This window comes from Vibrio sp. Isolate30, assembly GCF_022397975.1.
GTDB lineage: Bacteria > Pseudomonadota > Gammaproteobacteria > Enterobacterales > Vibrionaceae > Vibrio > Vibrio fortis.
In genome coordinates this window covers 105,251-131,743 of sequence record NZ_JAKEUS010000003.1, presented here as the reverse complement: position 1 = coordinate 131,743, position 26,493 = coordinate 105,251, and the positions used below count along the sequence as shown (strand labels likewise).

General features: G+C 45.6%; 27 protein-coding genes. 19 read left to right on the top strand and 8 right to left on the bottom strand.

All coding sequences use genetic code 11. The features are described from left to right. Positions 1-116: 116 nt before the first annotated feature. Positions 117-1,118: a substrate-binding domain-containing protein gene (locus L1D60_RS10850; RefSeq protein ID WP_239841101.1), complete on the bottom strand. Its 1,002-nt coding sequence runs from the start codon at positions 1,116-1,118 to the stop codon at positions 117-119. Between the two features lie 187 nt (positions 1,119-1,305). On the opposite strand from L1D60_RS10850, the gene L1D60_RS10845 reads away from it, so the two are divergent. Next, positions 1,306-1,638 carry a tRNA-binding protein gene (locus L1D60_RS10845; protein WP_239841100.1) on the top strand — a complete coding sequence of 111 codons (333 nt, stop codon included), beginning with the start codon at positions 1,306-1,308 and terminating at the stop codon, positions 1,636-1,638. 4 nt (positions 1,639-1,642) lie between these two features. On the opposite strand, the gene L1D60_RS10840 is transcribed toward L1D60_RS10845, so the two are convergent. Further along, positions 1,643-2,200: a gamma-glutamylcyclotransferase family protein gene (locus tag L1D60_RS10840; RefSeq protein WP_239841099.1), complete on the bottom strand. Its 558-nt coding sequence runs from the start codon at positions 2,198-2,200 to the stop codon at positions 1,643-1,645. A 274-nt stretch (positions 2,201-2,474) separates the two neighbouring features. Here L1D60_RS10840 and L1D60_RS10835 point away from each other — a divergent pair, with 274 nt between their 5' ends. Next, the gene (locus L1D60_RS10835; protein ID WP_239841098.1) at positions 2,475-3,659 is read left to right on the top strand and encodes an NnrS family protein; all 1,185 of its coding nucleotides are present in this window, start codon (positions 2,475-2,477) and stop codon (positions 3,657-3,659) included. A gap of 78 nt (positions 3,660-3,737) precedes the next feature. Here the strand turns inward: L1D60_RS10835 and L1D60_RS10830 are convergent, their stop codons facing one another. Next, a complete protein-coding gene (locus L1D60_RS10830; RefSeq protein ID WP_239841097.1) occupies positions 3,738-4,742 on the bottom strand; it encodes an adenosine deaminase in 1,005 nt (334 codons plus the stop codon). 354 nt (positions 4,743-5,096) lie between these two features. On the opposite strand from L1D60_RS10830, the gene L1D60_RS10825 reads away from it, so the two are divergent. Next, the gene (locus L1D60_RS10825) at positions 5,097-5,417 is read left to right on the top strand and encodes a DUF3622 domain-containing protein (RefSeq protein ID WP_150893636.1); all 321 of its coding nucleotides are present in this window, start codon (positions 5,097-5,099) and stop codon (positions 5,415-5,417) included. Positions 5,418-5,527: 110 nt separating this feature from the next. Here L1D60_RS10825 and L1D60_RS10820 read toward each other — a convergent pair whose 3' ends face one another. Continuing rightward, the gene (locus L1D60_RS10820) at positions 5,528-6,574 is read right to left on the bottom strand and encodes a succinylglutamate desuccinylase/aspartoacylase family protein (RefSeq protein WP_239841096.1); all 1,047 of its coding nucleotides are present in this window, start codon (positions 6,572-6,574) and stop codon (positions 5,528-5,530) included. A gap of 269 nt (positions 6,575-6,843) precedes the next feature. Here L1D60_RS10820 and L1D60_RS10815 point away from each other — a divergent pair, with 269 nt between their 5' ends. After that, complete coding sequence (locus L1D60_RS10815; protein WP_239841095.1) at positions 6,844-7,383, top strand: DUF3332 domain-containing protein; 540 nt, start codon at positions 6,844-6,846, stop codon at positions 7,381-7,383. Positions 7,384-7,462: 79 nt separating this feature from the next. Here the strand turns inward: L1D60_RS10815 and L1D60_RS10810 are convergent, their stop codons facing one another. Next, positions 7,463-8,935, bottom strand: a complete 1,473-nt coding sequence (locus L1D60_RS10810; protein ID WP_239841094.1) for an aminoacyl-histidine dipeptidase — start codon at positions 8,933-8,935, stop codon at positions 7,463-7,465. A 1,050-nt stretch (positions 8,936-9,985) separates the two neighbouring features. Between L1D60_RS10810 and L1D60_RS10805 the strand changes: the two genes are divergently transcribed. The 15 genes from L1D60_RS10805 (at position 9,986) to L1D60_RS10735 (ending at position 23,162) form a co-directional block, all read left to right on the top strand. After that, the gene (locus tag L1D60_RS10805) at positions 9,986-11,275 is read left to right on the top strand and encodes an NCS2 family permease (RefSeq protein WP_239841093.1); all 1,290 of its coding nucleotides are present in this window, start codon (positions 9,986-9,988) and stop codon (positions 11,273-11,275) included. A gap of 64 nt (positions 11,276-11,339) precedes the next feature. Continuing rightward, positions 11,340-11,804, top strand: coding sequence for an oxytetracycline resistance phosphoribosyltransferase domain-containing protein Tet(34) (gene tet(34) / locus L1D60_RS10800; protein ID WP_032551628.1), 465 nt, complete (start codon positions 11,340-11,342; stop codon positions 11,802-11,804). 89 nt (positions 11,805-11,893) lie between these two features. Further along, the gene (gene frsA / locus L1D60_RS10795) at positions 11,894-13,147 is read left to right on the top strand and encodes an esterase FrsA (protein ID WP_239841092.1); all 1,254 of its coding nucleotides are present in this window, start codon (positions 11,894-11,896) and stop codon (positions 13,145-13,147) included. Positions 13,148-13,291: 144 nt separating this feature from the next. Further along, positions 13,292-13,681: a sigma factor-binding protein Crl gene (crl, locus tag L1D60_RS10790; protein WP_239841091.1), complete on the top strand. Its 390-nt coding sequence runs from the start codon at positions 13,292-13,294 to the stop codon at positions 13,679-13,681. A gap of 122 nt (positions 13,682-13,803) precedes the next feature. Beyond that, positions 13,804-14,943, top strand: a complete 1,140-nt coding sequence (proB, locus tag L1D60_RS10785) for a glutamate 5-kinase (protein WP_239841090.1) — start codon at positions 13,804-13,806, stop codon at positions 14,941-14,943. A 134-nt stretch (positions 14,944-15,077) separates the two neighbouring features. After that, complete coding sequence (locus L1D60_RS10780) at positions 15,078-16,328, top strand: glutamate-5-semialdehyde dehydrogenase (protein ID WP_239841089.1); 1,251 nt, start codon at positions 15,078-15,080, stop codon at positions 16,326-16,328. A 125-nt stretch (positions 16,329-16,453) separates the two neighbouring features. After that, the gene (gene nrdR, locus L1D60_RS10775) at positions 16,454-16,903 is read left to right on the top strand and encodes a transcriptional regulator NrdR (protein ID WP_032551633.1); all 450 of its coding nucleotides are present in this window, start codon (positions 16,454-16,456) and stop codon (positions 16,901-16,903) included. Between the two features lie 9 nt (positions 16,904-16,912). Next, the gene (gene ribD / locus L1D60_RS10770; RefSeq protein WP_239841088.1) at positions 16,913-18,028 is read left to right on the top strand and encodes a bifunctional diaminohydroxyphosphoribosylaminopyrimidine deaminase/5-amino-6-(5-phosphoribosylamino)uracil reductase RibD; all 1,116 of its coding nucleotides are present in this window, start codon (positions 16,913-16,915) and stop codon (positions 18,026-18,028) included. Positions 18,029-18,096: 68 nt separating this feature from the next. Then, the gene (locus tag L1D60_RS10765; protein WP_032551635.1) at positions 18,097-18,753 is read left to right on the top strand and encodes a riboflavin synthase; all 657 of its coding nucleotides are present in this window, start codon (positions 18,097-18,099) and stop codon (positions 18,751-18,753) included. Between the two features lie 110 nt (positions 18,754-18,863). Then, positions 18,864-19,973: a bifunctional 3,4-dihydroxy-2-butanone-4-phosphate synthase/GTP cyclohydrolase II gene (gene ribBA, locus L1D60_RS10760; RefSeq protein WP_239841087.1), complete on the top strand. Its 1,110-nt coding sequence runs from the start codon at positions 18,864-18,866 to the stop codon at positions 19,971-19,973. A gap of 256 nt (positions 19,974-20,229) precedes the next feature. After that, positions 20,230-20,700 (top strand): 6,7-dimethyl-8-ribityllumazine synthase, encoded by a 471-nt coding sequence (gene ribE / locus L1D60_RS10755; protein WP_004741508.1) that lies wholly within the window; start codon positions 20,230-20,232, stop codon positions 20,698-20,700. Continuing rightward, positions 20,700-21,167 carry a transcription antitermination factor NusB gene (nusB, locus tag L1D60_RS10750; RefSeq protein WP_004734399.1) on the top strand — a complete coding sequence of 156 codons (468 nt, stop codon included), beginning with the start codon at positions 20,700-20,702 and terminating at the stop codon, positions 21,165-21,167. The genes ribE and nusB overlap by 1 nt, the downstream gene beginning before the upstream one ends. Positions 21,168-21,247: 80 nt before the next feature. Continuing rightward, positions 21,248-22,225 carry a thiamine-phosphate kinase gene (thiL, locus tag L1D60_RS10745; RefSeq protein WP_239841086.1) on the top strand — a complete coding sequence of 326 codons (978 nt, stop codon included), beginning with the start codon at positions 21,248-21,250 and terminating at the stop codon, positions 22,223-22,225. Beyond that, entirely contained in the window at positions 22,222-22,728 is a 507-nt protein-coding gene (gene pgpA / locus L1D60_RS10740; protein ID WP_239841085.1) for a phosphatidylglycerophosphatase A, read from the top strand. Before thiL ends, pgpA begins: the two co-directional genes overlap by 4 nt. Before the next feature lie 83 nt (positions 22,729-22,811). Then, on the top strand, positions 22,812-23,162 hold the full coding sequence (locus L1D60_RS10735) for a putative quinol monooxygenase (protein WP_239841084.1): 351 nt from the start codon (positions 22,812-22,814) through the stop codon (positions 23,160-23,162). 82 nt (positions 23,163-23,244) lie between these two features. On the opposite strand, the gene dxs is transcribed toward L1D60_RS10735, so the two are convergent. From dxs to xseB, 3 genes are read right to left on the bottom strand one after another with little or no spacing between them, the layout of a single operon-like run. Further along, positions 23,245-25,128 (bottom strand): 1-deoxy-D-xylulose-5-phosphate synthase, encoded by a 1,884-nt coding sequence (dxs, locus tag L1D60_RS10730; RefSeq protein ID WP_239841083.1) that lies wholly within the window; start codon positions 25,126-25,128, stop codon positions 23,245-23,247. 21 nt (positions 25,129-25,149) lie between these two features. Beyond that, positions 25,150-26,034 carry a (2E,6E)-farnesyl diphosphate synthase gene (ispA, locus tag L1D60_RS10725; protein ID WP_239841082.1) on the bottom strand — a complete coding sequence of 295 codons (885 nt, stop codon included), beginning with the start codon at positions 26,032-26,034 and terminating at the stop codon, positions 25,150-25,152. Between the two features lie 20 nt (positions 26,035-26,054). After that, positions 26,055-26,297 carry an exodeoxyribonuclease VII small subunit gene (xseB, locus tag L1D60_RS10720; RefSeq protein WP_032551645.1) on the bottom strand — a complete coding sequence of 81 codons (243 nt, stop codon included), beginning with the start codon at positions 26,295-26,297 and terminating at the stop codon, positions 26,055-26,057. Between the last annotated feature and the right edge of the window lie 196 nt (positions 26,298-26,493).

Here is a 26,493-nt window from a genome sequence, read left to right as displayed (position 1 = left end):
GTAACAAAGCCCTAGCGAACGTTTTTCGCTAGGGCTTTTTTTTGTCTATTGGCAGAGTGCTGTGGATAGAGTGTTTTAAGTAACGCAGCTGTTCTTATCAGTAGCTAGCAGAGCTTCTAGCTGACTTTTGATACAGAATTTCGGCGAACCAGAGTCGGAGAGAATCTCATTGTTTCTGAGCTGGTGACTTCCTGCTTGGCAAGTTGTAGTGCAAGACGTGTCGCCTTCTCTGCCATGATCTGAATTGGATAACGAATGGTGGTCAGCTTTGGTGAGACATAGCGAGCGATCAAACCGTCATCAAAGCCGACAATCGACATTTGGTCGGGCGCTTGAATGCCATTTTCGTCTAACACGGATAGGGCACCGGCGGCCATGTAGTCGTTATAAGCCACGATGCCTGTAATGGGTAGCGATTTGGTAAGCAAGTTGGTCATGGCGTATTCGCCACCTTCACTGCTTGGTTGTGAGCTTTCAATATAGCTATCTGGCAGCTCGATATCGTAATCACTCAGTGCTGCTCGGTAGCCTTGAACACGTTCGTCGGCATCTTCAATGTTGATTGACGATGCGATGCACGCGATATTGCGGTGACCATGGCGGATAAGATATTCGGTCGCTAGGTAAGCGCCTTTTTGGTTATCGAGGAAGATACAGCGCTCACCAATCTCTTCGATGTAACGGTTAATGACCACCAAGCCTTTTACTTCTTTTGCATACGCGATGAGTTCTTCATCGGTAAGGCCTTTAGAGTGAATCACTAAAGACTCGCAGCGGTTGTTGATTAAGAGCTCTATGGCTTGCTTCTCTTCTTCACGGTCGTGTGAGCCATTACCGACGAGAATATGTTTGCCGTTTTCACGCGCCACATTATCGACCGATTTAACCAGTGTGCCGAAGAAAGGATCTGAGATATCACCAACCAAAACACCCACGGTATTGGTACTTTGACTGACTAATGCACGAGCATTGGCGTTAGGGCGGTAGCCCAGCTTTTTCATGGCTTGCGTGACAGACTCAATTGAGCTTGCGCTTGCCTTAGGGGACTTGTTAATTACACGGGATACCGTTGCGACAGATACACCGGCTTCCTTTGCCACATCTTTTATTGTTGCCATTTTTTACCTCTACTCAGTACCGCTCCTATTTAACACCGTCACTGATACTATGGCAATCAAACTTATCTTTTACTTCCAATATTGAGATCTTTACCGCTTGTAATTATTAGCTTTAGTGCTAGTGTAAATGTTTACACTTTACTAAAATTAAGTAAAAGTTAATTTCATCAATAATAAGGGAGTAGATATGGATACGATTGCGTACGGTGATTTTGCTAAGTTAGAGATGCGTGTGGGTAAGATCATTGAGGTTGCTCGTCATGAAAATGCAGACAAACTCTACATTGTTCAGATCGATGTCGGTGAGAAAACCCTCCAGACAGTCACGAGCTTAGTGCCTTATTACACAGAAGAAGAGTTAATGGGTAAGCAAGTGGTGGTGCTGTGTAACCTGGCAAAGGCTAAGATGCGTGGTCATACATCGGAATGTATGCTGTTGTGTGCTGAAACGGATGATGAGTCTGAAAGTGTTCTGCTGACACCAGAGCGTATGATGCCAGCAGGAGTTCGCATCGTTTAGATATTTATGAGCTGCGCACCACTAGTAGTAGGTCATCAATGATGCTGTGGTGGTGCTCAGATACACCCGCGAGGTTGCCATATTTAGGCTGGTGGCGATCATTAACCATAGGGTGTTGCCAACCTTGTGTGTGCTGGACAAAGTGAGAAGCAAAACTCTCGGATATCTCCAAGCAGCCTGCGATGACCGTGTCGACATACGTTTGAACGATCGGGCTATTGTTGCAGGGTGCTTCAATCTCATCTTTAATGTAAACCCAGATCGTTTGTGAAGGATCAAAGCCTTGATGTGCTTCGATCTGATCAGGGTTTAATTCAATGCGGTGATAGCCGCGCTCACGACGGTCAAACTCAACGAGTGCCACTTCATCGACTTCAAGTAATACACCATTTACTTGTCCCTGCCCTTGATTCACGATCAAAGGAGAGAGCACATAGCTGTCGTCGATTTTACTCCAATGTCTGACTAAGCCGTCGACGATTGCAGGGATTGCCTTGCCAGTCTGTCCGGTAAGTTGTCGTGAAGAAGAGTTAATTAAACTGCCGTAGCCAAAAATATACATCGCCATCCTTGTCTGTTTATTGTTGAAAGCCTCTCCTACTATATGAGGGATACCAATAAAAGTCAGCATATAACTTTAAGACATCTATAAGTCTAATTGACTCATGCTGCTGTGTTAAAATGACTCTAAATTACTTGGGTGTTTGGGTTAAAAGCAATAAATACAGCGATTTAGAATGTTGGAATGTTTCATGCATTAACCTAGTTATATGTGAAACTATCGCCAAGCCTATTTGATTCGCTTAGGCGACACGCTTATTAATCTAGGAGCGACTTTGTTAAATATCACAGACAAAAGTGTCGAGGATGCGATTCCTGCTTATTTACGCCTGGGCTTTAGACCCTTCTTCTTCCTCGGTAGCATTTATGCGGTACTCGCGATTGTTCTTTGGGTATACATGTTCCAAAACGGCCAGCCAGAGGCTTTGCAAGTCCCTGCCTTATGGTGGCATGTTCATGAAATGTTATTTGGTTTTTCGATGGCGATTGTCGTGGGGTTTGTTTTAACCGCTGTGCAGACGTGGACGGGCGTCAATGGTACTAAGCATTATCGTCTCGCTGCTTTGGTTGGTTTATGGCTCGCGCCTCGGATTCTGTTTTGGACACCGGCACCGTTGTGGTTAATCTCATCGATTGAAGCACTGTTTTTGGCGTTTGCAGCGTACGAGATCGGTTTTCGAGTTGTGCATGCAAAAGGGTGGAAAAATCTATTCTTCGTTCCGCTGTTTATTCTGGCGATCGTCGCTAACTTTGCTAGCTACGCAACCATTAAAGGTATGCCTCCATTTCCTTCTTCAGCGGTTTGGCATGCGATGTTGTGGTGGTTCACCTTATTGTTGTCGGTGATGGGGGGAAGAGTGATTCCATTCTTCACTGCACGTCGTTTTAATTTTGATAAGCCACAGCCTTTGCTATGGCTAGAGTGGTTGGCAAACCTGCCGTTAGTTGGATTGTTTGTTTTAAGCTTCTTCCCATTGACCTTTGTTGAAGTGGGTAAGCCTTTGATGTTGTTTACTGGTCTTGTGCAATTGGTGCGTGTGATCCGTTGGAAGCCTTGGGCGACATTATCTGAGCCGTTGGTCTGGTCACTGCATGCCGCATATTTGTGTATTCCATTGAGTTTGTTGCTACGTGGCTTGCTGGACAGCCCTTTTGCCGGACACAACATGATCCATCTGTTTGCGATTGGCGGCCTAAGCGGTTTGATCTTGGCGATGATTGCTCGTGTTACTATGGGTCACACAGGGCGCGCTATCTATAAAGGCCCGAATATGGCTTTGGCATTTGCTGCGTTAATCCTAGCGGCAATATTGCGAAGCGTCGGAGTCAGTTTCTTCCCAGCTTATATGATGCCTATCATTAACATTAGCGCTGGGTTGTGGGTATTGGCATTCGGTATGTACGTACTTAAGTTCGGTATGATGCTATTGACGCCGAGAGTCGATGGCCACCCAGGTTAAAGCATTCGTTATCAGTATCTAAAGATTGAAAAAGGAAGCCGCGCGCTTCCTTTTTTCGTTTACCTCTATTATCCGAGTTTAATGATTGGCGAGATAGTGTCGAACTTGGGTGATCATATCTTCCTTGGCGTGAGGGGAGATGAAACTTGCTTCAATGGCGTTGATACTCAACTGTGCGATCTCTTGTTCTGTGACATCATGAGCATGTGCAACGGCTAAGAAGTTATCATTCATATAGCCACCAAAATAGGCGGGGTCATCCGAATTTATGGTCACGCACAGTCCGTTTCTCAGCAATTCGATGATGTTGTGTTGTTGCATTGTCTCAAAGACTTTGAGCTTGGTGTTCGACAGCGGACAAACCGTTAACGGCATGCGACGAGCGGCAAGCTCTGACACGAGTTCTGGGTCTTCACTGCAGCGCACGCCATGATCTATTCGGGTTACACCTAATACTTCTATCGCGTCTCGAATATTCTGAGCGGGCCCTTCTTCACCAGCATGAGCCACGCTGAGAAAGCCGTGGTTAAGAGCTTCTTGAAACACGCGTTGAAATTTTTCTGGTGGGTGACCCAGTTCGGAAGAGTCGAGTCCGACGCCAATTATGTGCTCTTTGTAGGGGAGGGCGCGATTGAGTGTTTCAAAGGCGCTCTCTTCATCAAGGTGGCGTAAGAAACACATGATTACTTGGCTACTTATCCCGAGTTCTTGATCGGCCTGTTTGAGAGCGCGAGTGATGCCTGTGATGACCGTTTCAAACTCAATCCCTCGCTCTGTGTGTGTTTGTGGGTCAAAAAAGATCTCGGTATGAATCACATTGTCTTGTTGGCACTTGAGTAAATAAGCCCAAGTTAGGTCATAGAAATCCTGTTCATGAATAAGAACATTGGCACCTTGGTAATAGATGTCGAGAAACGATTGTAGATTATGAAACTGATACGCTTGGCGCACTTGTTCTGGGGTATCGAAAGGGATGTCGATGTTGTTTCTTTTTGCTAACTCAAACATCAGCTCTGGCTCTAACGTGCCCTCAATATGTAGGTGTAGCTCAACTTTTGGTAGATTTTTAATGAAGCTATCCATAGCGACTCCTTAGCTATTTTAATTATGGGCGGAGTAGTTAAGGCATTGAACGGTGATGGGTAATCTGGTCGATTAATGGGTTCACTTGCCTAAGTTTGAGCATAGTTCATTTCATCATTAACGCTTTGTTGTCTGCAAAACGAAGCGTAAACAAGGATGAATGAAATCGAGAACATTGAGTCGCAAACGATTTGCTCGATTGGAGTGTGATCCGCTGCAAATATTTGCAGCAATGTTTACTGATTTGTGCTCTAATACCGCGCTTACCAAGGGATGGTGTTAAAAGATGCTCACATAGATGGAGTTATCAAAGTTGACCGATCCCTTAATGATCTCCCTTAGGAAATACAGAACATGTCTAAGACCAAAAAATTTGATATCCGCCTTTCTGAAAAACGCAATGGCTGGTGTGCAGAGATTACTCGTCAAGTAACATCTCGCTCAACTCGCGTTTCTAAGCGTGAAACGGGTTTTGAAACTGAAGCTCAAGCACAAGAGTGGGCAGAGAAAGAGCTAGCGTCTTTCGTTGCTAACCAAGCTGAGCGTAACGAGCGTAAAGCAGAGCAGCGTAAAGAGCGTGATGAACTTCGTCATGCTAAAGAGCTAAAAGCAGAGCAAGCGCGCGAAGCACGTGCAAAAGCTCGCGCAGCAGCAGCTGAGCTTGACGCTGAATAAGATTCAGATTCTACGAGGTTGAGTTTACTCGCCTGGTAAAGAAAAGGCCCCAATCGTATTAAGCGACTGGGGCCTTTTTTGTGGAGTTTGGTTTATCGCCCGGTGAGCGATCAGTTATTCAGCGTCGTTAACCAATCTTCTTCCGCGACTTCTTCAATGTAGTTTTCTACTGACTGTTCTACATCTTCATCATCTTGATTAAAGTAAGCAATGTGGAATACGGCGTCACCTTCATTAACCAATGGCAGCGTTTGCTGACCAATCACAATACCGCCTTTCTTAGTGATGATTTGGCTCTCTTGATTACCCAGTGGTGAACTGACATACGCCAGAGTTTGTCCGGCTTCGACTTTTTCGCCCAGTCTTACCATGTTACGTAAGATGCCGTCTGATTCTGCACGGATCCAGCTGGTGGAGCGACTGATCACAGGCTCTGGTAGCTTCTTACGGTTTGGTCTTAGCATACCAATCGCTTTCATTACTTGATGAACGCCCAAGTAACCAGCACGAATTGCAAGGTGGTCAAAGCGTAGCGCTTCCCCTCCTTCGTACGTGAGTACTGGGATTCCCAGTTTTTCTGCTTCGCTGCGCAGTGAGCCGTCACGCAGTGGTGAGTCGATGATCACTGGGGTTGCGAATGCGTTAGCAATTCTTAATGTCTCAGGGTTCGACAAGTTCGCGCGAATCTGAGGCAAGTTAGTGCGGTGAATAGCACCTGTATGCAAATCCAAGATGTAATCACAACGCGTCGCTACGTTCTCAAAGAAAGTGTGTGCGATACGCGATGTCAGTGAGCCTTTCTCACTCCCTGGGAAGCAGCGGTTTAGGTCGCGGCGATCAGGCAGGTAGCGTGATTTATGAATAAAGCCAAACACGTTAACGATAGGTACAACAATTAAGGTACCTTTTAGCTTTTTCGGTTCGATAGCATTCGTCAGTTGACGGGCAATCTCTACGCCATTGAGTTCGTCACCATGAATCGCCGCGTTTACCATCAACGTTGGTCCTGCCTGACGACCATGAATCACCTCAATAGGGATCGATAGCGGTGAGTGGGTATACAGCTGAGCCGCTTGAAGTTCAATCTCCATTCTGTGGCCTGGTTGTACAGATTGACCAAGAAGTTCGAATGGTTGATTAGGTTTTAGTCTTGCCATTTAGGGTTCTCAACGAATAGATAATGGGTTAAATCGGAATGTATCAATCGTTGATTTTTAGTACGAATCAATCACTTTACGGTGACGACAAAAATTTTTAATTGGTGGGCTTTGTGATTGGAATCGACGTTGATTCAAAGTTAATCAATGTGCTCGTTTGCTGTATTAATCCTGACAATTTGTTGATTTTACGCTGATATTTCGAAGGGTTGAGGTTGGTACTATCCAGCGCCTTTTTTTGGTGAGTAAATTAATCAACTGAGATCGTTATGAAGAAAACAATCACAAAGATCGTAGCATTAGCAGTGGCGTCGGTCGCTCTTTCTGGCTGTGTAGGCAGCAATGCGGTTACGGGTTACCTAATGCAGTTTAACCTTAAAGCCGTAGATAACCGTTATGCACGTGGTGGACTTAACATGCTGCTGGCACCTGTATACGGTTTAACTGTTGCTGCTGACTACTTGGTCTTTAACTCGCTTGAGTTCTGGACGGGCAAAAACCCGATTACTGGTACACCGCATATCTTCGACAGCAAAACTGATACTTACATCGACATCAACCATCAGCTCGATAAATCTCTAACTGAAGCGCCAATTGCACCTCTGACTCAAAACCGTGTGATTGAACGTGGTGAAATGATGCAGTTGGATGAAAACACGATTCAAATGAGCATCACATACCAAAATGGTGACAAAGCGACTTTGATTGGTGTACGTGAAGGCGAAATCGTGACTTACTCTATTGATGGTGAGATTGTGGCTCAAACATCAATGGATGAGCTAGCGGCTTACGCAGCAGAGCGTGCTTAACGATCCTTATCGAAATATTGTTATCTAAAAAAACAGGTACTCAATGAGTACCTGTTTTTATTTCTACGAAAAACGCGAATTAAGCTTTTTCTGGGATTGCTTCAAGCAGTGCAACCATTTGGTTCCAGAATAGCTCAACGGTATCAATCTTCACTTTCTCATCTGGAGAGTGCGGGAATTTGATTGTTGGGCCGAAAGAAACCATGTCCATGTTCGGGTAAGGTTCTTTGAATAGACCACATTCAAGGCCAGCATGGATAACCATGATGTTTGGTTTGTGACCGTAGATACCTTCGTACATATCACGGAAGATGTGCATGATTTCAGAATCGGCATCTGGCTTCCAACCTGGGTAAGCGCCAGAGAATTCAATGCTCGCGCCAGCAAGTTCTGCTACTGAGTGAAGCATGCTTTCAACTTGGCTACGGCCAGAATCGATAAGAGAACGGATCAGGCAAAGCACAGTGATTGAGTTCTCTTCCGTTGTGATAACGCCAACGTTCAGCGACGTTTCAACAACGCCTTCAATTTCGTCACTCATACGGATCACGCCGTTTGGCGCTGCGTTAAGTGCTGCGATGAAGCGAGCTTGGTCTGCTGCTGCAAGAGCGCCCATTTCAACTGAAGCTTCTTCGTTGAAAGTAACAATGCTGTCTTCTACTTTACCTAGCTCAGTTGAAAGAAGCTCAGTGTAGTAGTTATATAGCGAAGCCAGTTTCTCTTGGTTTTCTGCTGGAACAGCAAGCGTTACGAAACCTTCACGAGGAATCGCGTTGCGTAGGCTACCGCCTTTGAATTCAACGATACGTAGGTCTAGCTCTTTCGCGTGACCCGCTAGGAAGCGAGCAAGCAGTTTGTTTGCGTTTGCACGACCGGTGTGAATGTCACAACCTGAGTGACCGCCTTTTAGGCCTTTAAGCGTTAGCTTACGAGTTACGAAACCTTCTGGGATAGCGTTACGAGCAACGTCAAATGTCATTGCACCGTCGATACCGCCAGCACAACCCATGTAAACTTCGCCTTCTTGCTCTGAATCGGTGTTAAGAAGGATGTCACCTTCTAACCAACCCGCTTCAAGACCGAACGCACCCGTCATGCCTGCTTCTTCGTCTACAGTAAGTAGCACTTCGATAGGGCCGTGCTTAATTTCGTTTGATGCAAGAACCGCTAGGCAAGATGCCATGCCCATGCCGTTGTCTGCACCAAGCGTAGTGCCTTTTGCAGTAACCCATTCACCGTCGATGTACGGTTGGATTGGGTCTTTAGTGAAGTCGTGAACCGTATCTTCATTCTTTTGTGGAACCATATCGATGTGAGCTTGCAGTACCACACCTTTTTTGTTTTCCATACCCGGTGTTGCTGGCTTTTTGATGAATACGTTACCTGTTGGATCACGACGTACATCTAGGCCTTGCTCTGTTGCCCAAGCAATAATGTATTGAGCTAACTCTTCTTCGTGCTTTGATGGGTGTGGGATTGAGCAAATCTTATCGAAAAACTGCCAAAGTGGAGTAGGGGATAATTTACTGATCTCAGAATGGAATTCAGACACGGATGACTCCTTTTTGATTTAATAACCATATCTTTAGGTAAAAGTAGCTTTGTATAAAGGACAATTATCTAGAAATATGGGTCTGTTTTGATGCCGACAGCATACCATTTGAGTGGGGCAACGAGTAGCGGTAGTCGAGGGCAATTGTTGCAAAGTTTGAAAATAGATTTGTCACCCTGATCAAAAATAAGAGCTTAGTTGCTTACTAATTTGTCGTGCAAACGTTTTTATCGGTCTGTTTTGTAATTTAATTACAATTTAAGTTTGTTATTTGGTCTTTTTTTGCGAAAAGTGTGAGCTAATGCAAAAAATACTTGTAATCTTTTTTCTTTGGGGTATATTAATAACCAACTTCTGAGACGAAGAGTAAATGCTCAAAGGATGAGTCCGTTTATCGCCTCCAAGGAACCGAGAAATCAAAATTGTTTTTAATTGATTTATTTAAGGTGATAGTTATGAAAGGTTTACCATCTGCAACGTTCTGGCTTAACAGCTCTGTTTACACTAGCAACTTTGCATACCCAACTAGCTTTGGTTACAAGTAACCCGAGCGTGTGACTTGAACAGTTTGTTCACCCCTATATATTGGAATTTTTTTACAACCCTCTTGGTTGACTGATTCTACCGCCACTCAAATTTGAGTGGCGTTTTTTTTGCCTGTCGTTTGTCCCATCGCTTTTCTCGAGTAACCTCTTCTGGTTAAATTTTGCACCACAACCGATCAGAATTTCCCTTATTACCAGATCTGTTGAAAAGAGAGGCGCTTTAATGACTTTTATCGTACGGTCTTTGCCTTCTCATCTCGATGAATTTTCTAGGTGGTGGAAAAAAACATCAGTTGTTTTTCATTTTATAGATGATTTTAAGTGTTTGTTTTTAATTTATTTATCATCTTGTTTTTGACCTCTTTAATCGCCCTGTTTCATACATTCCCTCTATAAATATTGGTTAGAGTCTTAATTCTATCTGGAATTTGTTATTTGATGACTTTATAATCCTGAGCCAATCGATTACGCAACCGTTTACTTTTTACCCTTATAGGATTCGATAATGTTCGAAAAGCTATTCAAACTCAGTGAAAACGGCACAAATGTGCGCACTGAAATCATCGCCGGTCTAACGACCTTCCTTACCATGGCTTACATCATTTTTGTAAACCCAATGATCTTAGCTGACGCAGGTATGGATCACGGCGCTGTATTTGTAGCAACCTGTCTAGCTGCGGCTATTGGCTGTTTCATTATGGGCTTTGTGGCTAACTACCCAATCGCTCAAGCTCCAGGCATGGGTCTGAACGCGTTCTTTACTTACGCTGTTGTAATGGGCATGGGCTATACGTGGCAAGTGGCTTTGGCTGCGGTATTTGTGTCGGGCGTTATCTTCATTTTCTTGAGCATTTTCAAAGTTCGTGAATGGATCATTAACTCGATTCCAATGTCTCTACGTGTGGGTATCTCTGCAGGTATCGGTCTTTTCCTTGCATTCATCGCTCTAAGCAACGCAGGTATCGTTGTTGCTAACCCAGCAACGAAAGTATCACTGGGTGATGTGACGGCGATTGGTCCTATCCTAGGCGCACTTGGTTTCTTCCTGACGGTTGCACTGGTTCACCGTGGTGTGAAAGGTGCGGTAATGATTGCGATTCTTGCAATCACAGCGATTGCAATTGTGATTGGTGATGTGCAATACGGTGGTATTGTTTCTGCACCACCAAGCCTAGCTCCAACTTTCATGCAACTTGATTTCTCTGCTGTATTTGAAATCGGCATGATCTCTGTTGTTTTTGCTTTCCTATTCGTTGACCTATTCGACACTGCCGGTACGCTGGTTGGCGTTGCAACAAAAGCAAACCTAATCAAAGAAGATGGCAAACTACCTCGCTTGAACAAAGCACTGCTTGCTGACTCAACTGCAACATCTATTGGTGCGCTTCTAGGTACATCAAACACGACTTCTTACGTAGAGAGTGTTTCTGGTGTTGCTGAAGGTGGTCGTACTGGTCTAACGGCTGTGGTCGTGGGCGTACTTTTCCTTCTCGCTCTATTCTTCTCGCCTCTAGCGGGCATGATTCCAGCTTACGCAACGTCGGGCGCGCTATTCTATGTAGCAATTCTGATGATGTCTGGTTTGGTTGGCATTGATTGGCGTGATCTTACAGAAGCAGCACCAGTCGTGGTAACATGTCTGCTTATGCCGTTGACGTACTCTATTGCAGAGGGTATCTCTCTAGGTTTCATCGCTTACGCTGCAATTAAGCTGCTAAGTGGCAAAGGTCGCGACGTTTCTATTGCTGTTTGGGTAATGTCTGCGATCTTTATCCTTAAGTTCATCTTTGCTTAATCGCTTGCAGAGGCCATGTGGATATGGCCTCTAACAACATGACAATTTATTAGGTTTAATTACTATGAGTAACAAATTCATCATCACATGGGACAACATGCAATCTTACTGCCGTGAACTGGCTGCTAAGCAAATGCCAGCAGAACAGTGGAAGGGTATCTGGGCAGTAAGTCGCGGCGGTTTAGTACCAGGCGCAATCTTGGCTCGTGAGCTAGGTATTCGTTACGTTGATACAATTTGTATTTCTAGCTACGACCACGATCACCAACGTGATATGACTGTCGTTAAAGCGCCAGAGGGTGACGGTGAAGGTTTCCTAATCGTTGAAGACCTAGTAGACAGCGGTGACACTGCACGTAAACTGCGTGAAATGTACCCTAAAGCGAAACTTATCGCGGTATGTGCGAAGCCTTCAGGTGCAGCACTACTAGACGATTACATCGTTGATATCGCACAAGACACTTGGATTGAACAGCCGTGGGACCTAAGCCTAGGTTACATTGAGCCAGTAAATCGTAAGTCAAAATAAGCATTATCTATGTTTTTTGAGAAATGACCCTTTATAGGGTCATTTTTTTTTATATCATTACAGTCATTATCCTCGACTGAGAATCCCCCATGTCGTTATCTGAAGAAACCAGTAAAAACCTATCTGAAACTCTATTCGTTAAACATAAGCAAGCGAAAGAGACCTCAATGCTGACGCAATATATGCCGAGTTCTGTTGAGCTTCTTGAACAGAAACATGAGCAGCAAGACAGCGCGTGGTACCGAAATCTGCGCCGTATGCAGTGGGTTTGGCAAGGGGTAAACCCGATAGAGCAAGAAGCGGTGTTATCGCGCATTGCATCATCGACCCATTCTCGTACGACAGACGATTGGTTGGATACAGTAATGGGGTACCGCAGTGGTAACTGGGCCTATGAGTGGACCAAGCTCGGTATGCAGCACCAAAATCGCGCTAATGATAAAAGTGGTGAAGAGGTGGCAGAGGAACTGTTTTCCGCGTCACTTTGTTTCAGTATTGCCGGTTACCCTCATTTGAAAAATGACAACCTGGCGACTCAAGCTCAGGTGTTGGCGAATACCGCGTATGCGGAAGCGATCAAACACACTAAGCTGGTGGTCAAGCAGATCGAAGTTCCATACCAGAATCGTAAGATCAAAGCGCATTTGCACCTCTCTAAAACCGACAAGCCACAGCCTGTGGTGATTGTTAGTGCCGGGCTAGATAGCTTGCAAACTGACATGTGGCGTCTGTTCCGTGACTATCTTGCACCGAAAAACATTGCGATGCTTACCGTTGATATGCCGTCAATTGGTCACAGCTCTCATTGGCCGTTAACGGAAGACTCTTCATGTCTGCACCAAGCCGTTCTGAATGAACTGCCTAATATTCCATGGGTTGATCACTATAAGGTCGGCCTTTTTGGCTTCCGCTTCGGCGGTAATGCCATGGTTCGATTGTCGTTCTTAGAGCAGCAGAAAATCAAAGCTTGTGTGGCACTTGGCGCGCCGATTCACGATATTTTTGTTCATGCGGATAAACTGAAACAGATGCCGAAGATGCATCTTGATGTGCTGGCTTCTCGCTTGGGTAAAGGTGCGGTTGATATCAATAGCTTATCGGGGCAACTAATGGCTTGGTCACTGAAAGTTCAGGGATTATTGGCAAATAGTAAAACGCGTGTGCCTATCTTGGCATTGGCGCTCGATGGCGATCCCGTTTCCCCACCATCTGATAATCAACTGGTTGCTATTTACAGTGATTACGGTAAGGCGAAGAAAATTAAGTCCAAGTCAATTACACAAGGTTATGAGCAATCCCTCGAATTGGCGATAAAATGGCTTGAGGATGAATTATTTAGATGACATTTCTCCTAAATTAGTTAAGCATGAAAAGTGTACAGATTAAGTACCTGATACTCAGAGAAAATTTATAAAATCTATTTGCGTGTTTTCTACGTATTACAGTCTGAGTAGCGTCATTCTTAACATTGAAAATGGAGATTCAATATGTCAGAAGTGACACAACAACCAACTCATTATCGTTTGCTAAATGTTTTAAAGGCCATTGGTCCATATTTGAGAGAGCCACAATCTGAAGACGGCCATTATATCTTCGATTGCCTTTCAGTATGCGTGAACGATAAGAAGTCACCAGAAGAGCGTGAGTTCTGGGGGTGGTGGCTAGAATTGGCAAAATCTGAACAAGGCTTTACCGCGAAATACAACATTGGCAAATATAACGTTGAAGGCGAATGGGAAGAGCTGGAACTCCCTAAGAAAGCCGTTTCTGAGGTCACTCGTACTCAAGAAGCGTTTCATCAAAAGCTATCTGACGAGCTGAAAACAAAGTTTGAACTGGAGGTTGAGTTAGACGCAGCTTCTGTCGAATTTGTCTAATTTTAAAGGTTACTCCTCTCTATAAGGTAAAAAGGTGCGATTTCGCACCTTTTCTACTTGTGAATTCCCGTTTTGATTGTTAAAACATCACCTCTTATTTGTTTTATTCATATAAAGACTTCATGACAACTAATCATCAAAGCGGGACAGCAACACAGCGTAAAACTGTCGTTGTAAAACTGGGTACCAGTGTCTTAACTGGTGGCACATTAGCGTTAGACCGAGCTCACATGGTAGAGCTTGTGCGTCAGTGTGCAGAACTTAAAAAGCAAGGCCACTCTGTGGTTATGGTTTCGTCTGGCGCGATCGCGGCTGGACGTGAGCACCTTGGTTACCCCGCACTGCCCAACTCAATGGCGAGCAAACAGCTGCTTGCTGCAGTAGGACAGAGCCAGTTGATTCAAGTTTGGGAGTCTTTGTTCGCTATCTATGGCATCAAGATTGGCCAAATGCTGTTAACGCGCGCTGACCTAGATGATCGTGAACGCTTCCTAAATGCACGTGACACAATCAATGCATTGGTAGAGAACGATATTATTCCAATCGTTAATGAGAATGATGCGGTAGCGACCAACGAGATTAAGGTTGGTGACAACGACAACTTGTCTGCTTTAGTCGGTATTTTGTGTGGTGCGGATAAGCTTCTTCTTCTCACTGACCAAAAAGGTCTATTTACCGCTGATCCTCGCAAAGACCCAAATGCTGAGTTGATCAAAGAGGTTAAGACCATCGATGATACCTTACGTAAGATTGCTGGTGGCAGTGGCACTACGCTAGGAACAGGCGGCATGGCGACTAAACTGCAAGCTGCAGATATTGCGCGTCGTGCAGGTATTGAAGTGATCATCGCAGCAGGCAGCGCAGAAAATGTGGTATTCGACTCATTGAGTGCAGAACCACAAGGCACGCGTTTCTTACCGCTAGAAGAGGCGCTTGAAAACCGCAAGCGTTGGATTCTGGCTGGTCCTGCATCGGCGGGTGACATCGTAGTCGATGACGGTGCAGTCAATGCTGTAAATACCAAGGGCAGCAGTTTGCTGGCTAAAGGCGTGATTCAAGTTCGCGGAGAGTTTTCTCGTGGCGAAGTCACTCAAGTAACAGATAACAAAGGTAAAGTGGTTGCGCGTGGTATCGCAAGCTACTCAAGTCAAGACTTGGCGAAGATTGCGGGCAAACACAGTAAAGATATTGGAGAAATTCTGGGTTATGACTACGGCTCAGAGGTTATTCACCGTGATGACATGGTTGTGATCCAAGAGTAACAGACGAGCTAAACTTAGTACGCTTGCTCAGAAAATGAGATACCGATGAATAGCTGCCGATAGAAGGTGGCTATTTCAATAAATAGCGTACCCAGAATTTCACATAGACAGACAGAATTAAGGGAGAGTTAAACGTGGATTTAACTAACATGGGTATCGCAGCAAAAGAGGCTGCCTTTCACCTAGCTACTGCTTCAACAGCGCAGAAGAACAAAGCGTTATCGATTATTGCGGATGAACTAGAAGCAAACGCAGCGACCATTCTTGAGGCGAACGCAAAAGATATCGAACTGGGCCGCGAAGCTGGTCTAACAGAAGCGCTGCTTGACCGCCTACTTCTTAATGAAGAGCGTTTAACGGGCATTGCTAACGATGTACGCAACGTTATCAGCCTAAATGACCCTGTGGGCAGTGAGATTGACAGCAAAGTACTAGAAAATGGTATGTCGCTTTCTCGTCGTCGCGTTCCACTTGGCGTTGTAGGTGTTATCTATGAAGCGCGTCCAAACGTGACCATTGATATCGCAGCGCTGTGTTTGAAAACGGGCAATGCGAGCATTCTGCGTGGCGGTAAAGAGACGTTTTTCTCGAACATGGAACTGGTTAAAGTGATTCAGTCTGCGTTAGAGAAAGCAGAGCTACCTGCGGCATCGGTACAGTACATTGAGAAGCCAGACCGTGAGCTTGTTTCTCAGCTGCTTAAGCTTGATGAGTACGTTGATATGATTATCCCACGCGGTGGTGCTGGCCTACACAAGATGTGTAAAGAGAACAGTACTATTCCAGTAATCATCGGTGGCTTCGGCATTAGCCATATCTTCGTTGATGAATCTGCTGACCTAGAAAAGTCGGTGAATGTGGTTGAAAACTCGAAGGTTCAGCGCCCATCTGCGTGTAACTCATTAGATACTTTGCTTGTTCATGAAGCGGTAGCTGAGGAATTCCTAGGCAAGCTTAAAACTCGTCTAGCGGGTAAAGTAACGCTAGTGGCTGATGCCAGTGCTAAAGTGCTGCTTGCTGATTTCGCTGACGTGCGTGATGCGGGTGAAGATGATTTCGATACTGAGTGGCTAAGCTACACCTTAGGTGTAAAGGTGGTTGCGGATGTAGCTCAGGCCATTGATCACATGCGCGTGCACAATGCGAGCCATTCGGATGCGATCATGACCAACAGCCTAGAGAGCTCTGAGCGCTTTATTAACTCGGTAGGTTCTGCGGCGGTTTATGTGAACGCATCAACTCGCTTTACTGATGGCGCACAGTTTGGTCTGGGCGCAGAAGTTGCGGTATCAACACAGAAGCTCCATGCTCGTGGTCCTATGGGGCTAGAAGAGCTAACTAGCTACAAGTGGGTGGGTAAAGCCAACTACCTAGTTCGTAGCTAGGATGAATGTGACGATTGGTTAGTAATAATCAACGAATAACCACATAAAAGGGCCTTAATTGGCCCTTTTTCTTTCCCTACGTTTGGCAATTCCGTTACACTGACAATCAATTATTTGGAGGTGATATGCATTGTCCTTTTTGTTCAGAGAACGACACTAAAGTAATCGACTCAAGGCTAGTCGCAGACGGGCATCAGGTTCGTCGTCGCCGTCAATGCCTGGCATGTAGTGAGCGTTTTACGACATTCGAATCGGCTGAGCTTGTTATGCCAAAAGTGATTAAGTCGAATGGCAACCGTGAACCCTTTAACGAAGACAAAATGGTCGGTGGGGTGCAGCGTGCATTAGAGAAACGCCCAGTGAGTGCTGATGCCATTGAACTTGCGATCAGCACCATTAAGTCTCAATTGCGAGCAACTGGTGAGCGTGAAGTGCCAACCGAAATGATTGGTAACCTTGTGATGGACCAACTCAAAGAGCTCGATAAAGTGGCTTACATTCGTTTTGCCTCTGTTTACCGCAGCTTTGAAGACATCCGAGAGTTTGGCGAAGAGATTGCCAAGCTAGAGGACTAACTTCAACTCATGTCAAAATTTTCTCCGTTAGATTTTCAAATGATGTCGCGTGCTATGCAGTTGGCTAAGCGCGGCATCTATACCACTGCACCAAACCCAAATGTGGGTTGTGTAATTGCGCATGGTGACAACATTGTTGGTGAAGGCTTCCATGCTAAAGCGGGTGAAGCCCACGCAGAGGTTCATGCAATGAGAATGGCTGGCGACAAAGCCAAAGGTGCGACGGCCTATGTGACGTTAGAGCCGTGTTCTCACTATGGTCGCACGCCGCCATGTGCTGAAGGGTTAATTAAAGCTCAAGTGGCAAAAGTGATTTGTGCCATGGAAGACCCAAATCCTAAAGTCGCGGGTCGTGGTATTAAAATGCTGCGCGATGCAGGTATTGAAGTGCAAGTTGGGCTGCTAGAGCAAGATGCATTAGCGTTAAACCCTGCCTTTATCAAACGCATGCAAACAGGGTTGCCGTTCGTTCAATTGAAGATGGCGTCAAGCTTAGATGGTCAAACGGCTTTGAGTAATGGTCAAAGTCAATGGATTACGTCACCTTGTGCTCGTCGTGATGTGCAGCACTATCGTGCTAAAGCTGGCGCGGTATTATCGACCAGTCAAACCGTGATTGAGGATAACGCTTCACTTAACGTGCGTTGGGATGAGCTTCCACAAGCGGTTCAAGCTCTTTATCCTCAATCTTCACTGCGCCAACCTGTGCGCGTGATTCTCGATCGACAAGCTCAACTGCTTCAAGGCGCTAACCAAGACCTCAAGCTGTATCAATCTGAGGCTCCAGTGTTACGTGTGGCTGAGTCTGAAGCTGATATTTTGGTTGCTCTTGATCGTGCAGGGCAGCTTGATATTAAACAGTTGATTCAAGATCTTCCCAGCCATCACATCGACCATATTTGGGTTGAGGCAGGGGCAACATTGGCGAAGAGCTTTATTGAGAACCAACTGGTTGACGAGCTAATCTTATACTTAGCACCTAAACTCATGGGCAGCGATGGCCGCGGTTTAATGGGTGCTCTGGGACTGAGCTCAATGGATGATGTGATCGATTTGTCGATCAAAGATGTACGTATGGTGGGGCCAGACATTCGCATTGTCGCTCAACCAGTATGGAAATCTTAATCCGCGATTGTTATATCTATAGTAATTTAACTGCTTGATGTAAAAGCAGAAAGAACAAGAGTTTTAAAATGTTTACAGGAATTGTAGAAGCCGTAGGCACCCTAAGTGCTATCACACCACGCGGTGAAGATATTACGGTAACCGTGAATGTCGGTAAGCTAGATATGTCTGATGTTCAACTTGGCGACAGCATTGCCACCAACGGTGTGTGTTTGACTGTTGTGGAGTTTGATGACAACAGTTATAGCGCTGACTTATCGCTGGAAACTCTGAAAAAGACGGGCTTTATCGACTATCAAGCAGGCGATAAAGTGAACCTTGAGAAAGCAATGCTACCGACCACTCGTTTTGGCGGTCATATTGTGTCTGGTCATGTTGATGGCGTGGGCGAGATTGTTGAGCGCAACCAAGTGGGTCGTGCGATCGAGTTCTGGGTAGAAATGCCGGCTGAAATCTCAAAGTATGTTGCTCAAAAAGGCTCGATCACTGTCGATGGTATCAGCCTTACTGTGAACGATTTACGTAAGAATGCATTCAAGCTAACAATCGTTCCTCACACCTCTTCAGAGACCACGATTGACCAGTTCAATGTCGGTCGTAAGGTAAACCTCGAGGTAGACGTTTTGGCTCGTTATATGGAGCGACTGCTGCAAGGTCAACAAGAAGAGTCTAAGCCAGAGTCTCGTCTGACAATGGAATTCTTACAACAAAACGGTTTTGCTTAACTCACCACTCTTTGTTCGTCAAAGTGAAGGGCTCTAAAGCTAAGCAATGCCAATCAGGTTTAAACAGTGTCGGTTCTTGGAAGCAGAACCATTTCAAAGGATATAAAATAATGCCAATTAGTACTCCTCAAGAAATTATTGAAGACATTCGCCTAGGAAAGATGGTTATCCTGATGGACGATGAAGATCGCGAGAACGAAGGCGATCTGATCATGGCGGCAGAGCATGTGACGCCAGAAGCGATCAACTTTATGGCGATGTTTGGTCGTGGTTTGATCTGTCTGACGCTAACTAAAGAGCGCTCGAGCCGTTTAGGTCTCGCGCCTATGGTTCAAGACAACAACGCGCAATACACCACAAACTTCACTGTTTCTATTGAAGCTGCAGAAGGCGTAACTACGGGTATTTCGGCATCAGATCGTGCTGTAACAGTGCAAGCTGCTGTAGCGAAAGATGCAAAAGCCGCTGACCTAGTTCAACCGGGCCATATCTTCCCACTCACAGCCCAAGAGGGCGGCGTATTAACGCGAGCTGGTCACACAGAAGCGGGTTGTGATTTGGCGCGTTTGGCTGGCTGCGAACCAGCATCTGTGATTGTTGAAATCCTGAATGATGATGGCACTATGGCTCGTCGCCCAGACCTTGAAGTGTTTGCTGAAAAGCATGACATCAAGCTAGGCACAATTGCTGACCTTATCGAATATCGCAACAATACAGAGACGACGATTGAGCGTGTTGCGCAGTGTCACTTACCAACTGAGTTTGGTGATTTTGAACTGGTTACATACCGTGACACGATTGATAACCAAATCCACTACGCGATGCAAAAAGGTGATATTACGGGCGAAGCACCGCTGGTTCGTGTTCACTTGCATGATACGTTTACAGATTTACTGCACTCAGACCGTGGTACAGAACGTAGCTGGTCGCTAGATAAAGCGATGAAGCGCATCGGTGATGAAGGTGGCGTTCTGGTGATTCTTGGGAATGAAGAGTCGTCTGATTCTCTGATTCATAAAGTGAAGACTTTTGAAGCTCAAGATAAGAATGAACAACCTAAGATGGCTAAGAAGCAAGGAACGTCTCGCCGTGTGGGTGTCGGTTCTCAGATTCTGCAAGATTTAGGTGTTCAAGACATGCGTCTGCTTTCTTCAAGCTCAAAACGCTACCACGCATTGGGCGGTTTTGGTTTGAACGTTGTTGAATACGTGTGTGAATAAAGCTGATTTTAAGCACAATAATCAGCAAATTTTTAAAGGTAATACAGCCTAGATTGCGTGATAAGGCTTAAGCAGAGAGCACAAGATTGCATAATATGCTCTCTGCGTTTTGAGCCTTATTGGCAAAGGAATCGTCCTGTCGTTACCACTTTGTTTCTCCGGTACTGGTTCAATAAAATTAGCATTAGATATTGCTCACAGTTTTGTGCTAGAATCCGGCGATTCTCACTTGATGAAAATAGTTAAAGGAAGGCTTATGAAAGTGATCGAGGGTGGCTTCCCAGCGCCAAATGCAAAAATTGCTATCGTTATTGCTCGTTTCAACAGTTTTATTAACGAAAGTTTACTTTCTGGTGCAATCGATACTTTAAAACGTCACGGACAAGTTAGCGAAGACAACATCACTGTTGTTCGTTGTCCAGGTGCAGTTGAACTTCCACTTGTAGCGCAACGCGTTGCTAAAACTGGTAAGTTCGATGCAATTGTATCTCTAGGTACAGTAATTCGTGGCGGTACGCCTCATTTTGACTATGTTTGTAGTGAATGTAATAAAGGTTTGGCGCAAGTGTCTCTGGAATACTCTCTTCCAGTAGCATTCGGTGTGCTAACTGTTGATACGATCGATCAAGCTATTGAACGCGCAGGAACCAAGGCTGGTAATAAAGGTGCAGAAGCTGCACTAAGCGCACTTGAGATGATCAACGTTCTTTCTGAAATCGATTCCTAATGGGGGCCAGTGTGAAACCAGCCGCACGTCGTAATGCACGTCAATTTGCTCTACAAGCAATTTATTCTTGGCAAATTACTAAAGAAAATATTGCCACAGTTGAAGAACAGTTCTTATCTGGTGGTAAGTATGATGAAGAAGAGCATCACGCAGCTGAGCCTGCGCTTGCTATGCCAGAGACAGACGTTGCATACTTCCGCGACCTGCTAACTGGTGTTGCTCTAAGCCACATGGAACTAGACAGCAAACTTCGTCCATTCGTATCTCGCCCTATGCAAGATCTGGACTTAATGGAGCTTGCTCTTCTACGTTTAGCTATGTACGAGATGACTCGTCGCGAAGATGTACCATACAAAGTGGTTATCAACGAAGCTATCGAACTTGCAAAAGTATTTGCAGCAGAAGACAGCCACAAGTTTGTTAACGGTGTACTTGATAAAGCAGCACCGCACGTACGTAAGAAGTAATACGTTCGACATAGAATCGAAAGGTCAGCAAATATGCTGGCCTTTTTTGTAACTGATGACGGTAAAAGAAAGGTAATCACATGTCTGGTGAGTTCAACCTGATTGATAAATACTTCGTAAACCGACAACCTCAGCGTAAGGATGTACACCTCGCTGCTGGTGATGACTGTGCCCTAGTCAAGCCACCAAGCAATGTAGAGATCGCTATTAGCACCGACACCTTAGTCGCAGGTACTCATTTTCTAGCAGAGGCCAATCCAGCTTGGGTGGCGCATAAGGCACTAGCATCAAACATCAGTGACCTTGCTGCTATGGGGGCAACACCGGCGTGGGTCTCTTTTGCGTTAACCATGCCAGAGGTCGACGAAGCGTGGCTGGCGCCATTCTGTGACTCTTTTTTCAAACTTGCAGATTACTTTGGTATCCAACTCATCGGTGGTGACACGACGAAGGGGCCACTGAGCCTGACACTGACGGTACAAGGCTTTGTGCCGGAAGGTAAAGCGCTACGCAGAGACGGTGCCAAAGTCGGGGATTGGATTTACGTGACCGGAAATCTAGGCGATAGCAAGGCTGGCCTAGAGGTTTTACTAAACCCAGAAGATAATCAAGCGAAACCTTATGCTAAGGAGCTTGAAGAAAGACACTACATCAGCGCTCCTCGAGTACTAGCTGGTCAGGCACTCGTGAACCTTGCTTCATCGGCCATTGATATCTCAGATGGTGTCATTGCTGACCTTAAACATATCCTTAAGCGTTCTGAGGTTGGCGCAAGCATTGATGTGAGTGCATTGCCTATCTCTCAAGAGTTACGTCAGTTCACGCCTGATATTGCGGCTGCACAACACTATGCACTGACGAGTGGTGAAGAGTATGAGCTGTGCTTTACTGTACCAGAAGAAAATAAAGGCTCACTAGAAAGTGCTTTGTCACACACTGGAACAAAAGTCACCTGCATTGGTCAGATAAGACCTGTAGAATTCTTCGAATTACATAACAACGGTCAACCACTAAGTTGGGACTTAAGTGGATACGATCACTTTAAGGTAAACGGATGACAAACCCTCTTTCTCTCATTTCGCTAAAGAACCCTTGGCATTTACTCGCTACTGGATTTGGTAGCGGACTCTCACCCGTCGTGCCGGGCACAATGGGCACATTAGCCTCGATTCCACTCTACCTGTTGTTGGTTCAATTGCCGTTTCCAATGTATGTAGTTGCGGTGATCCTTAGCTGTATCATCGGTGTGAAAATCTGTCAGGTGACGTCTGACGATATGGGCGTGCACGATCATGGCTCAATTGTCTGGGATGAGTTTGCAGGCTTTTGGATCACCATGGGCCTAGTGCCTTTGTTACAGATCCCAACCGATGAATGGAAGTGGCTACTGACAGGCTTTGTGCTGTTTCGCTTTTTTGACATGGTGAAGCCGTGGCCGATCGGTTGGCTAGACAAACGCATTCATGGCGGCTTAGGTATTATGATTGATGATATCGTCGCGGGCGTAATGGCTGGTATAGCGCTTTACGCTGTGGGCCACTTCGCGGGTTGGCTAGCATAAACAGTTCATAGCGCTCTAACATGCTTGTATTGGGTTGGAGCGTTTTAGTTGGTTAGTAACACAATAGAACACAAGGAATAACAATGTCTAAGAAGGTTTATTGTATTGCTCAGTTTCAGCCAAAAGAGGGCAAACTGAACGAGCTATTTGAAGTATTAAAAGCGCTTGAGCCAAACACAATGCGTGAAGATGGTTGCATTCAATACACAGTGACTCGTCACTTACCAAGCCCATTCGCTGAAGGTGAGAGCTACCCAATCGCATTTAATGAGATCTGGGCGGACAATGAAGCGTTTGAAGCTCACTGCCAACGCCGTGAGATCCAAGAGTTTTTCCAAGAGCAGTGTGTAGAAGAGACAGGCTTAGTTGAAAAGTTTAATGTGTGCATCTACACCGATGAACCAGAGAACTACGACGCGCCAGTGCTTAAGTAAGCTTATCGTTGGCTATAGATTACTGGTAATAAAAAAGGTTGACCATACGGTCAACCTTTTTAGTATCTAGAGCAACGCTTTCTTATTTAGCAAGGTAGTCGTTGATTGCTTTTTCGATGCCTTTCGCATCTAGGCCAAGCTCTTCATGCAGCTCACCTTGTGTACCTTGAGCAATGAACTTGTCTGGTAAGCCAAGGTTCAATACTGGCATTGGCAGTTTCTCTTGCATCAAGAACTCCACTACACCTGCGCCTGCACCACCGGCAATCGCATTCTCTTCAATGGTCACCAGGACATCGTGGTCAGCAGCCAGTTGCTTGATTAGCGTCTCATCAAGCGGCTTCACAAAGCGCATGTCAGCAACGGTTGCATCGATACCGTCGGCAGCTTGAAGCGCATTTTCTAGGAAAGTACCAAAGCTTAGGATAGCAACCTTAGCGCCATCTTTTGCTTTTGAGCTTTCACGAACGATGCGGCCTTTACCAATCTCAAGTGCTGTGAACTCACTCTGGATTTCTGTGCCCATACCATTACCACGTGGGTAGCGAACGGCACTTGGACCATTATGTTTGTGGCCGGTGTAAAGCATTTGGCGACATTCGTTCTCATCGCTTGGTGCCATGATCACCATGTTTGGAATACAGCGCATAAAGCTTAAGTCGAACGCACCTTGGTGTGTCTGACCATCGGCACCAACAAGACCAGCACGGTCAATGGCAAACATGACCGGCAAATCCATGATAGCGACATCGTGGATCAGTTGGTCGTAGCCACGCTGCAGGAAGGTTGAGTAAATCGCTACAATCGGGTTGTTACCCGCAATCGCCATACCTGTTGCTAGCGTCACAGCGTGCTGTTCAGCGATAGCTACATCGAAGTACTGTTCTGGGTACTCTTTCGAGAAACGAACCATACCAGAGCCTTCACGCATCGCAGGTGTAATCGCCATCAGCTTAGGATCTTGCGCGGCCATATCACACAGGAAGTCACCGAAGATCTTCGAGAAGGTCGGCTTAGCACTGGTGCTCTTTGGTAGGCTAGAGTGTGCAGGATCGAATTTAGGTACGCCGTGGTAACCGATTGGATCTTTCTCTGCTGGTTCGTAACCTTTGCCTTTCTTGGTCATGATGTGTAAGAACTGAGGGCCTTTTAGGTCTCTCATGTTCTTAAGCGTTTTAATCAGCTCGTTGACATCATGGCCATCAATTGGACCAATATAGTTAAAGCCAAGCTCTTCAAACATGGTACCTGGAATAACCATGCCCTTGAGATGTTCTTCAGTACGACGCACCAGCTCTTTAATCGGCGGAACGCCCGATAGCACTTTCTTGCCACCTTCACGAATTGACGTGTAAAGATTGCCAGAAAGAACCTGAGCTAAGTGGTTGTTCAATGCGCCCACGTTTTCAGAGATCGACATTTCGTTATCGTTAAGGATAACCAGCATATCGTTGTGTACGTCACCTGCGTGGTTCATCGCTTCAAATGCCATACCTGCGGTAATCGCACCATCACCAATCACGCTAACGACTTTACGATCTTTGCCTTCTTTTTTAGCACTGATTGCCATACCAAGTGCGGCACTGATAGATGTCGATGAGTGACCGACTGAAAGCGTGTCGTATTCGCTCTCTTCACGCCATGGGAAAGGGTGTAAGCCGTCTTTCTGGCGGATAGTTGATAGGCGATCACGTCGGCCAGTTAGAATCTTATGTGGGTAAGCCTGATGGCCCACATCCCAAACTAACTGATCGAAAGGTGTGTTGTATACATAGTGTAAAGCAACCGTTAGTTCCACCGTACCTAGGCCTGAAGCCAAGTGTCCGCTTGACTGGCTCACTGAGTTCAAGAGGTAGGTACGTAGCTCGTCACAGAGCTGTGGAAGCGTCTCTTTCGGTAAAAGACGCAAATCCTCTGGCTTGTCAGCCAAAGCAAGAGTTGGGTACTTTGAAATATCAAGAGTCATAGGTAATGCGCGCTTATAGTCTTAGTTCTTGCGCTCGATGACATATCGGGCGAACTCTTCGAGTAACTGGGTATTGTATGGGATTGCGTCTAAAGCTTGAAGCGCTTCGTTCAATAGAGTTTGAGCTTTTTCTTGAGCGCCGTCCAATCCTAACAAAGAAGGGTAGGTGCTTTTGTTCAGTTCTTCATCAGACCCCTGTGGTTTACCAAGCGTCTCTGTATCACTAATGATATCTAGAATGTCGTCTTGAACCTGAAACGCTAATCCAATCGCATCGGCAAATTTATCAAGTTGTGGCAGAACCTCGAAGGCTTTCTCACCCGCTGCCAATGCGCCCAAACGGATTGCACTCTTCATAAGAGCGCCTGTTTTGTTACGGTGAATCTCTTCCAGTTCTTCAAGCGTTACTGCACGATTTTCCGCTTCGATATCAAGCGCTTGACCGATACACATACCTTGAGCACCAGAGGCTTCAGCTAGGCGTTGAATCATACGTATGCGGTTACTCTCTCCGGCAGCACTTAATGTGCCTTCCGCAAGTATAGTAAAGGCCAGCGTTTGTAGAGCGTCGCCGGTTAAAATTGCTGTAGCTTCATCGTATTTGATGTGGCATGTCTGATGACCACGACGCAGTTCATCGTCGTCCATGGCTGGAAGATCATCATGAATGAGTGAGTAAGCGTGAATACATTCAATCGCTGAAGCTGGCGTGTCGAGCTCTTCAGCGCTACAGCCAAGCATTTCCCCTGTGATGTAGACAAGAAATGGACGTGCGCGTTTTCCACCTAGCAGTAAGCCATAACGCATAGCTTTGATGAGGTTTTGGTTTTGATGTGGAAGGCGGTCAAGCCATTGGTTTAACTGCTCGTTATTACGTGCTTGATAAGACGTTAAAGTCTCAATCATAGGGGATCTCATACTATTCTTTATTCTGGTTGTGGGTTGAAGTCACTTAGCTCTGCATCTTCGTCGTTTTGAAGAAGAATACTCACGCGCTGTTCTGCGTCGTTAAGTTTGCTTTGACCTGCACGAGCTAGTGCAATTCCACGCTCGAATTTCTTCAGCGCATCATCTAAAGCTAGATCACCATTTTCAAGTTGATCAACCAAGCCATCAAGCTCTTCAATTGCTGCTTCAAAGCTCATATTTTCCGGTTTCTTAGTAGCCATAATAGTTCTGCGTTTGGAAAGATGAACGAACGTTACCCTAGGGCGTAGAGATGGTCAAATGTAACCAATAAAATTTGCTAGAAAGTTTGTTTTATCGGGCGCTTGGCAGCCATATCTGTATGACTCAATAAGTGTCGAGTTGGAGAAGACCTATTTACGATGGGCTTACTTGCCGTGCGCAGTTATTCATAAGTCT

Coding starts and splice junctions, on each gene's coding strand:
- crl (WP_239841091.1), top strand. CDS start 13,292: ATGTCAGAAGTGACACAACAACCAACTCATTATCGTTTGCTAAATGTT.
- dxs (WP_239841083.1), bottom strand. CDS start 25,128: ATGACTCTTGATATTTCAAAGTACCCAACTCTTGCTTTGGCTGACAAG.
- xseB (WP_032551645.1), bottom strand. CDS start 26,297: ATGGCTACTAAGAAACCGGAAAATATGAGCTTTGAAGCAGCAATTGAA.
- L1D60_RS10765 (WP_032551635.1), top strand. CDS start 18,097: ATGTTTACAGGAATTGTAGAAGCCGTAGGCACCCTAAGTGCTATCACA.
- L1D60_RS10735 (WP_239841084.1), top strand. CDS start 22,812: ATGTCTAAGAAGGTTTATTGTATTGCTCAGTTTCAGCCAAAAGAGGGC.
- nusB (WP_004734399.1), top strand. CDS start 20,700: ATGGGGGCCAGTGTGAAACCAGCCGCACGTCGTAATGCACGTCAATTT.
- L1D60_RS10820 (WP_239841096.1), bottom strand. CDS start 6,574: ATGGCAAGACTAAAACCTAATCAACCATTCGAACTTCTTGGTCAATCT.
- L1D60_RS10845 (WP_239841100.1), top strand. CDS start 1,306: ATGGATACGATTGCGTACGGTGATTTTGCTAAGTTAGAGATGCGTGTG.
- ispA (WP_239841082.1), bottom strand. CDS start 26,034: ATGATTGAGACTTTAACGTCTTATCAAGCACGTAATAACGAGCAGTTA.
- L1D60_RS10805 (WP_239841093.1), top strand. CDS start 9,986: ATGTTCGAAAAGCTATTCAAACTCAGTGAAAACGGCACAAATGTGCGC.
- nrdR (WP_032551633.1), top strand. CDS start 16,454: ATGCATTGTCCTTTTTGTTCAGAGAACGACACTAAAGTAATCGACTCA.
- ribD (WP_239841088.1), top strand. CDS start 16,913: ATGTCAAAATTTTCTCCGTTAGATTTTCAAATGATGTCGCGTGCTATG.
- frsA (WP_239841092.1), top strand. CDS start 11,894: ATGTCGTTATCTGAAGAAACCAGTAAAAACCTATCTGAAACTCTATTC.
- pgpA (WP_239841085.1), top strand. CDS start 22,222: ATGACAAACCCTCTTTCTCTCATTTCGCTAAAGAACCCTTGGCATTTA.
- L1D60_RS10850 (WP_239841101.1), bottom strand. CDS start 1,118: ATGGCAACAATAAAAGATGTGGCAAAGGAAGCCGGTGTATCTGTCGCA.
- ribBA (WP_239841087.1), top strand. CDS start 18,864: ATGCCAATTAGTACTCCTCAAGAAATTATTGAAGACATTCGCCTAGGA.
- proB (WP_239841090.1), top strand. CDS start 13,804: ATGACAACTAATCATCAAAGCGGGACAGCAACACAGCGTAAAACTGTC.
- L1D60_RS10825 (WP_150893636.1), top strand. CDS start 5,097: ATGTCTAAGACCAAAAAATTTGATATCCGCCTTTCTGAAAAACGCAAT.
- thiL (WP_239841086.1), top strand. CDS start 21,248: ATGTCTGGTGAGTTCAACCTGATTGATAAATACTTCGTAAACCGACAA.
- L1D60_RS10840 (WP_239841099.1), bottom strand. CDS start 2,200: ATGTATATTTTTGGCTACGGCAGTTTAATTAACTCTTCTTCACGACAA.
- ribE (WP_004741508.1), top strand. CDS start 20,230: ATGAAAGTGATCGAGGGTGGCTTCCCAGCGCCAAATGCAAAAATTGCT.
- L1D60_RS10815 (WP_239841095.1), top strand. CDS start 6,844: ATGAAGAAAACAATCACAAAGATCGTAGCATTAGCAGTGGCGTCGGTC.
- L1D60_RS10830 (WP_239841097.1), bottom strand. CDS start 4,742: ATGGATAGCTTCATTAAAAATCTACCAAAAGTTGAGCTACACCTACAT.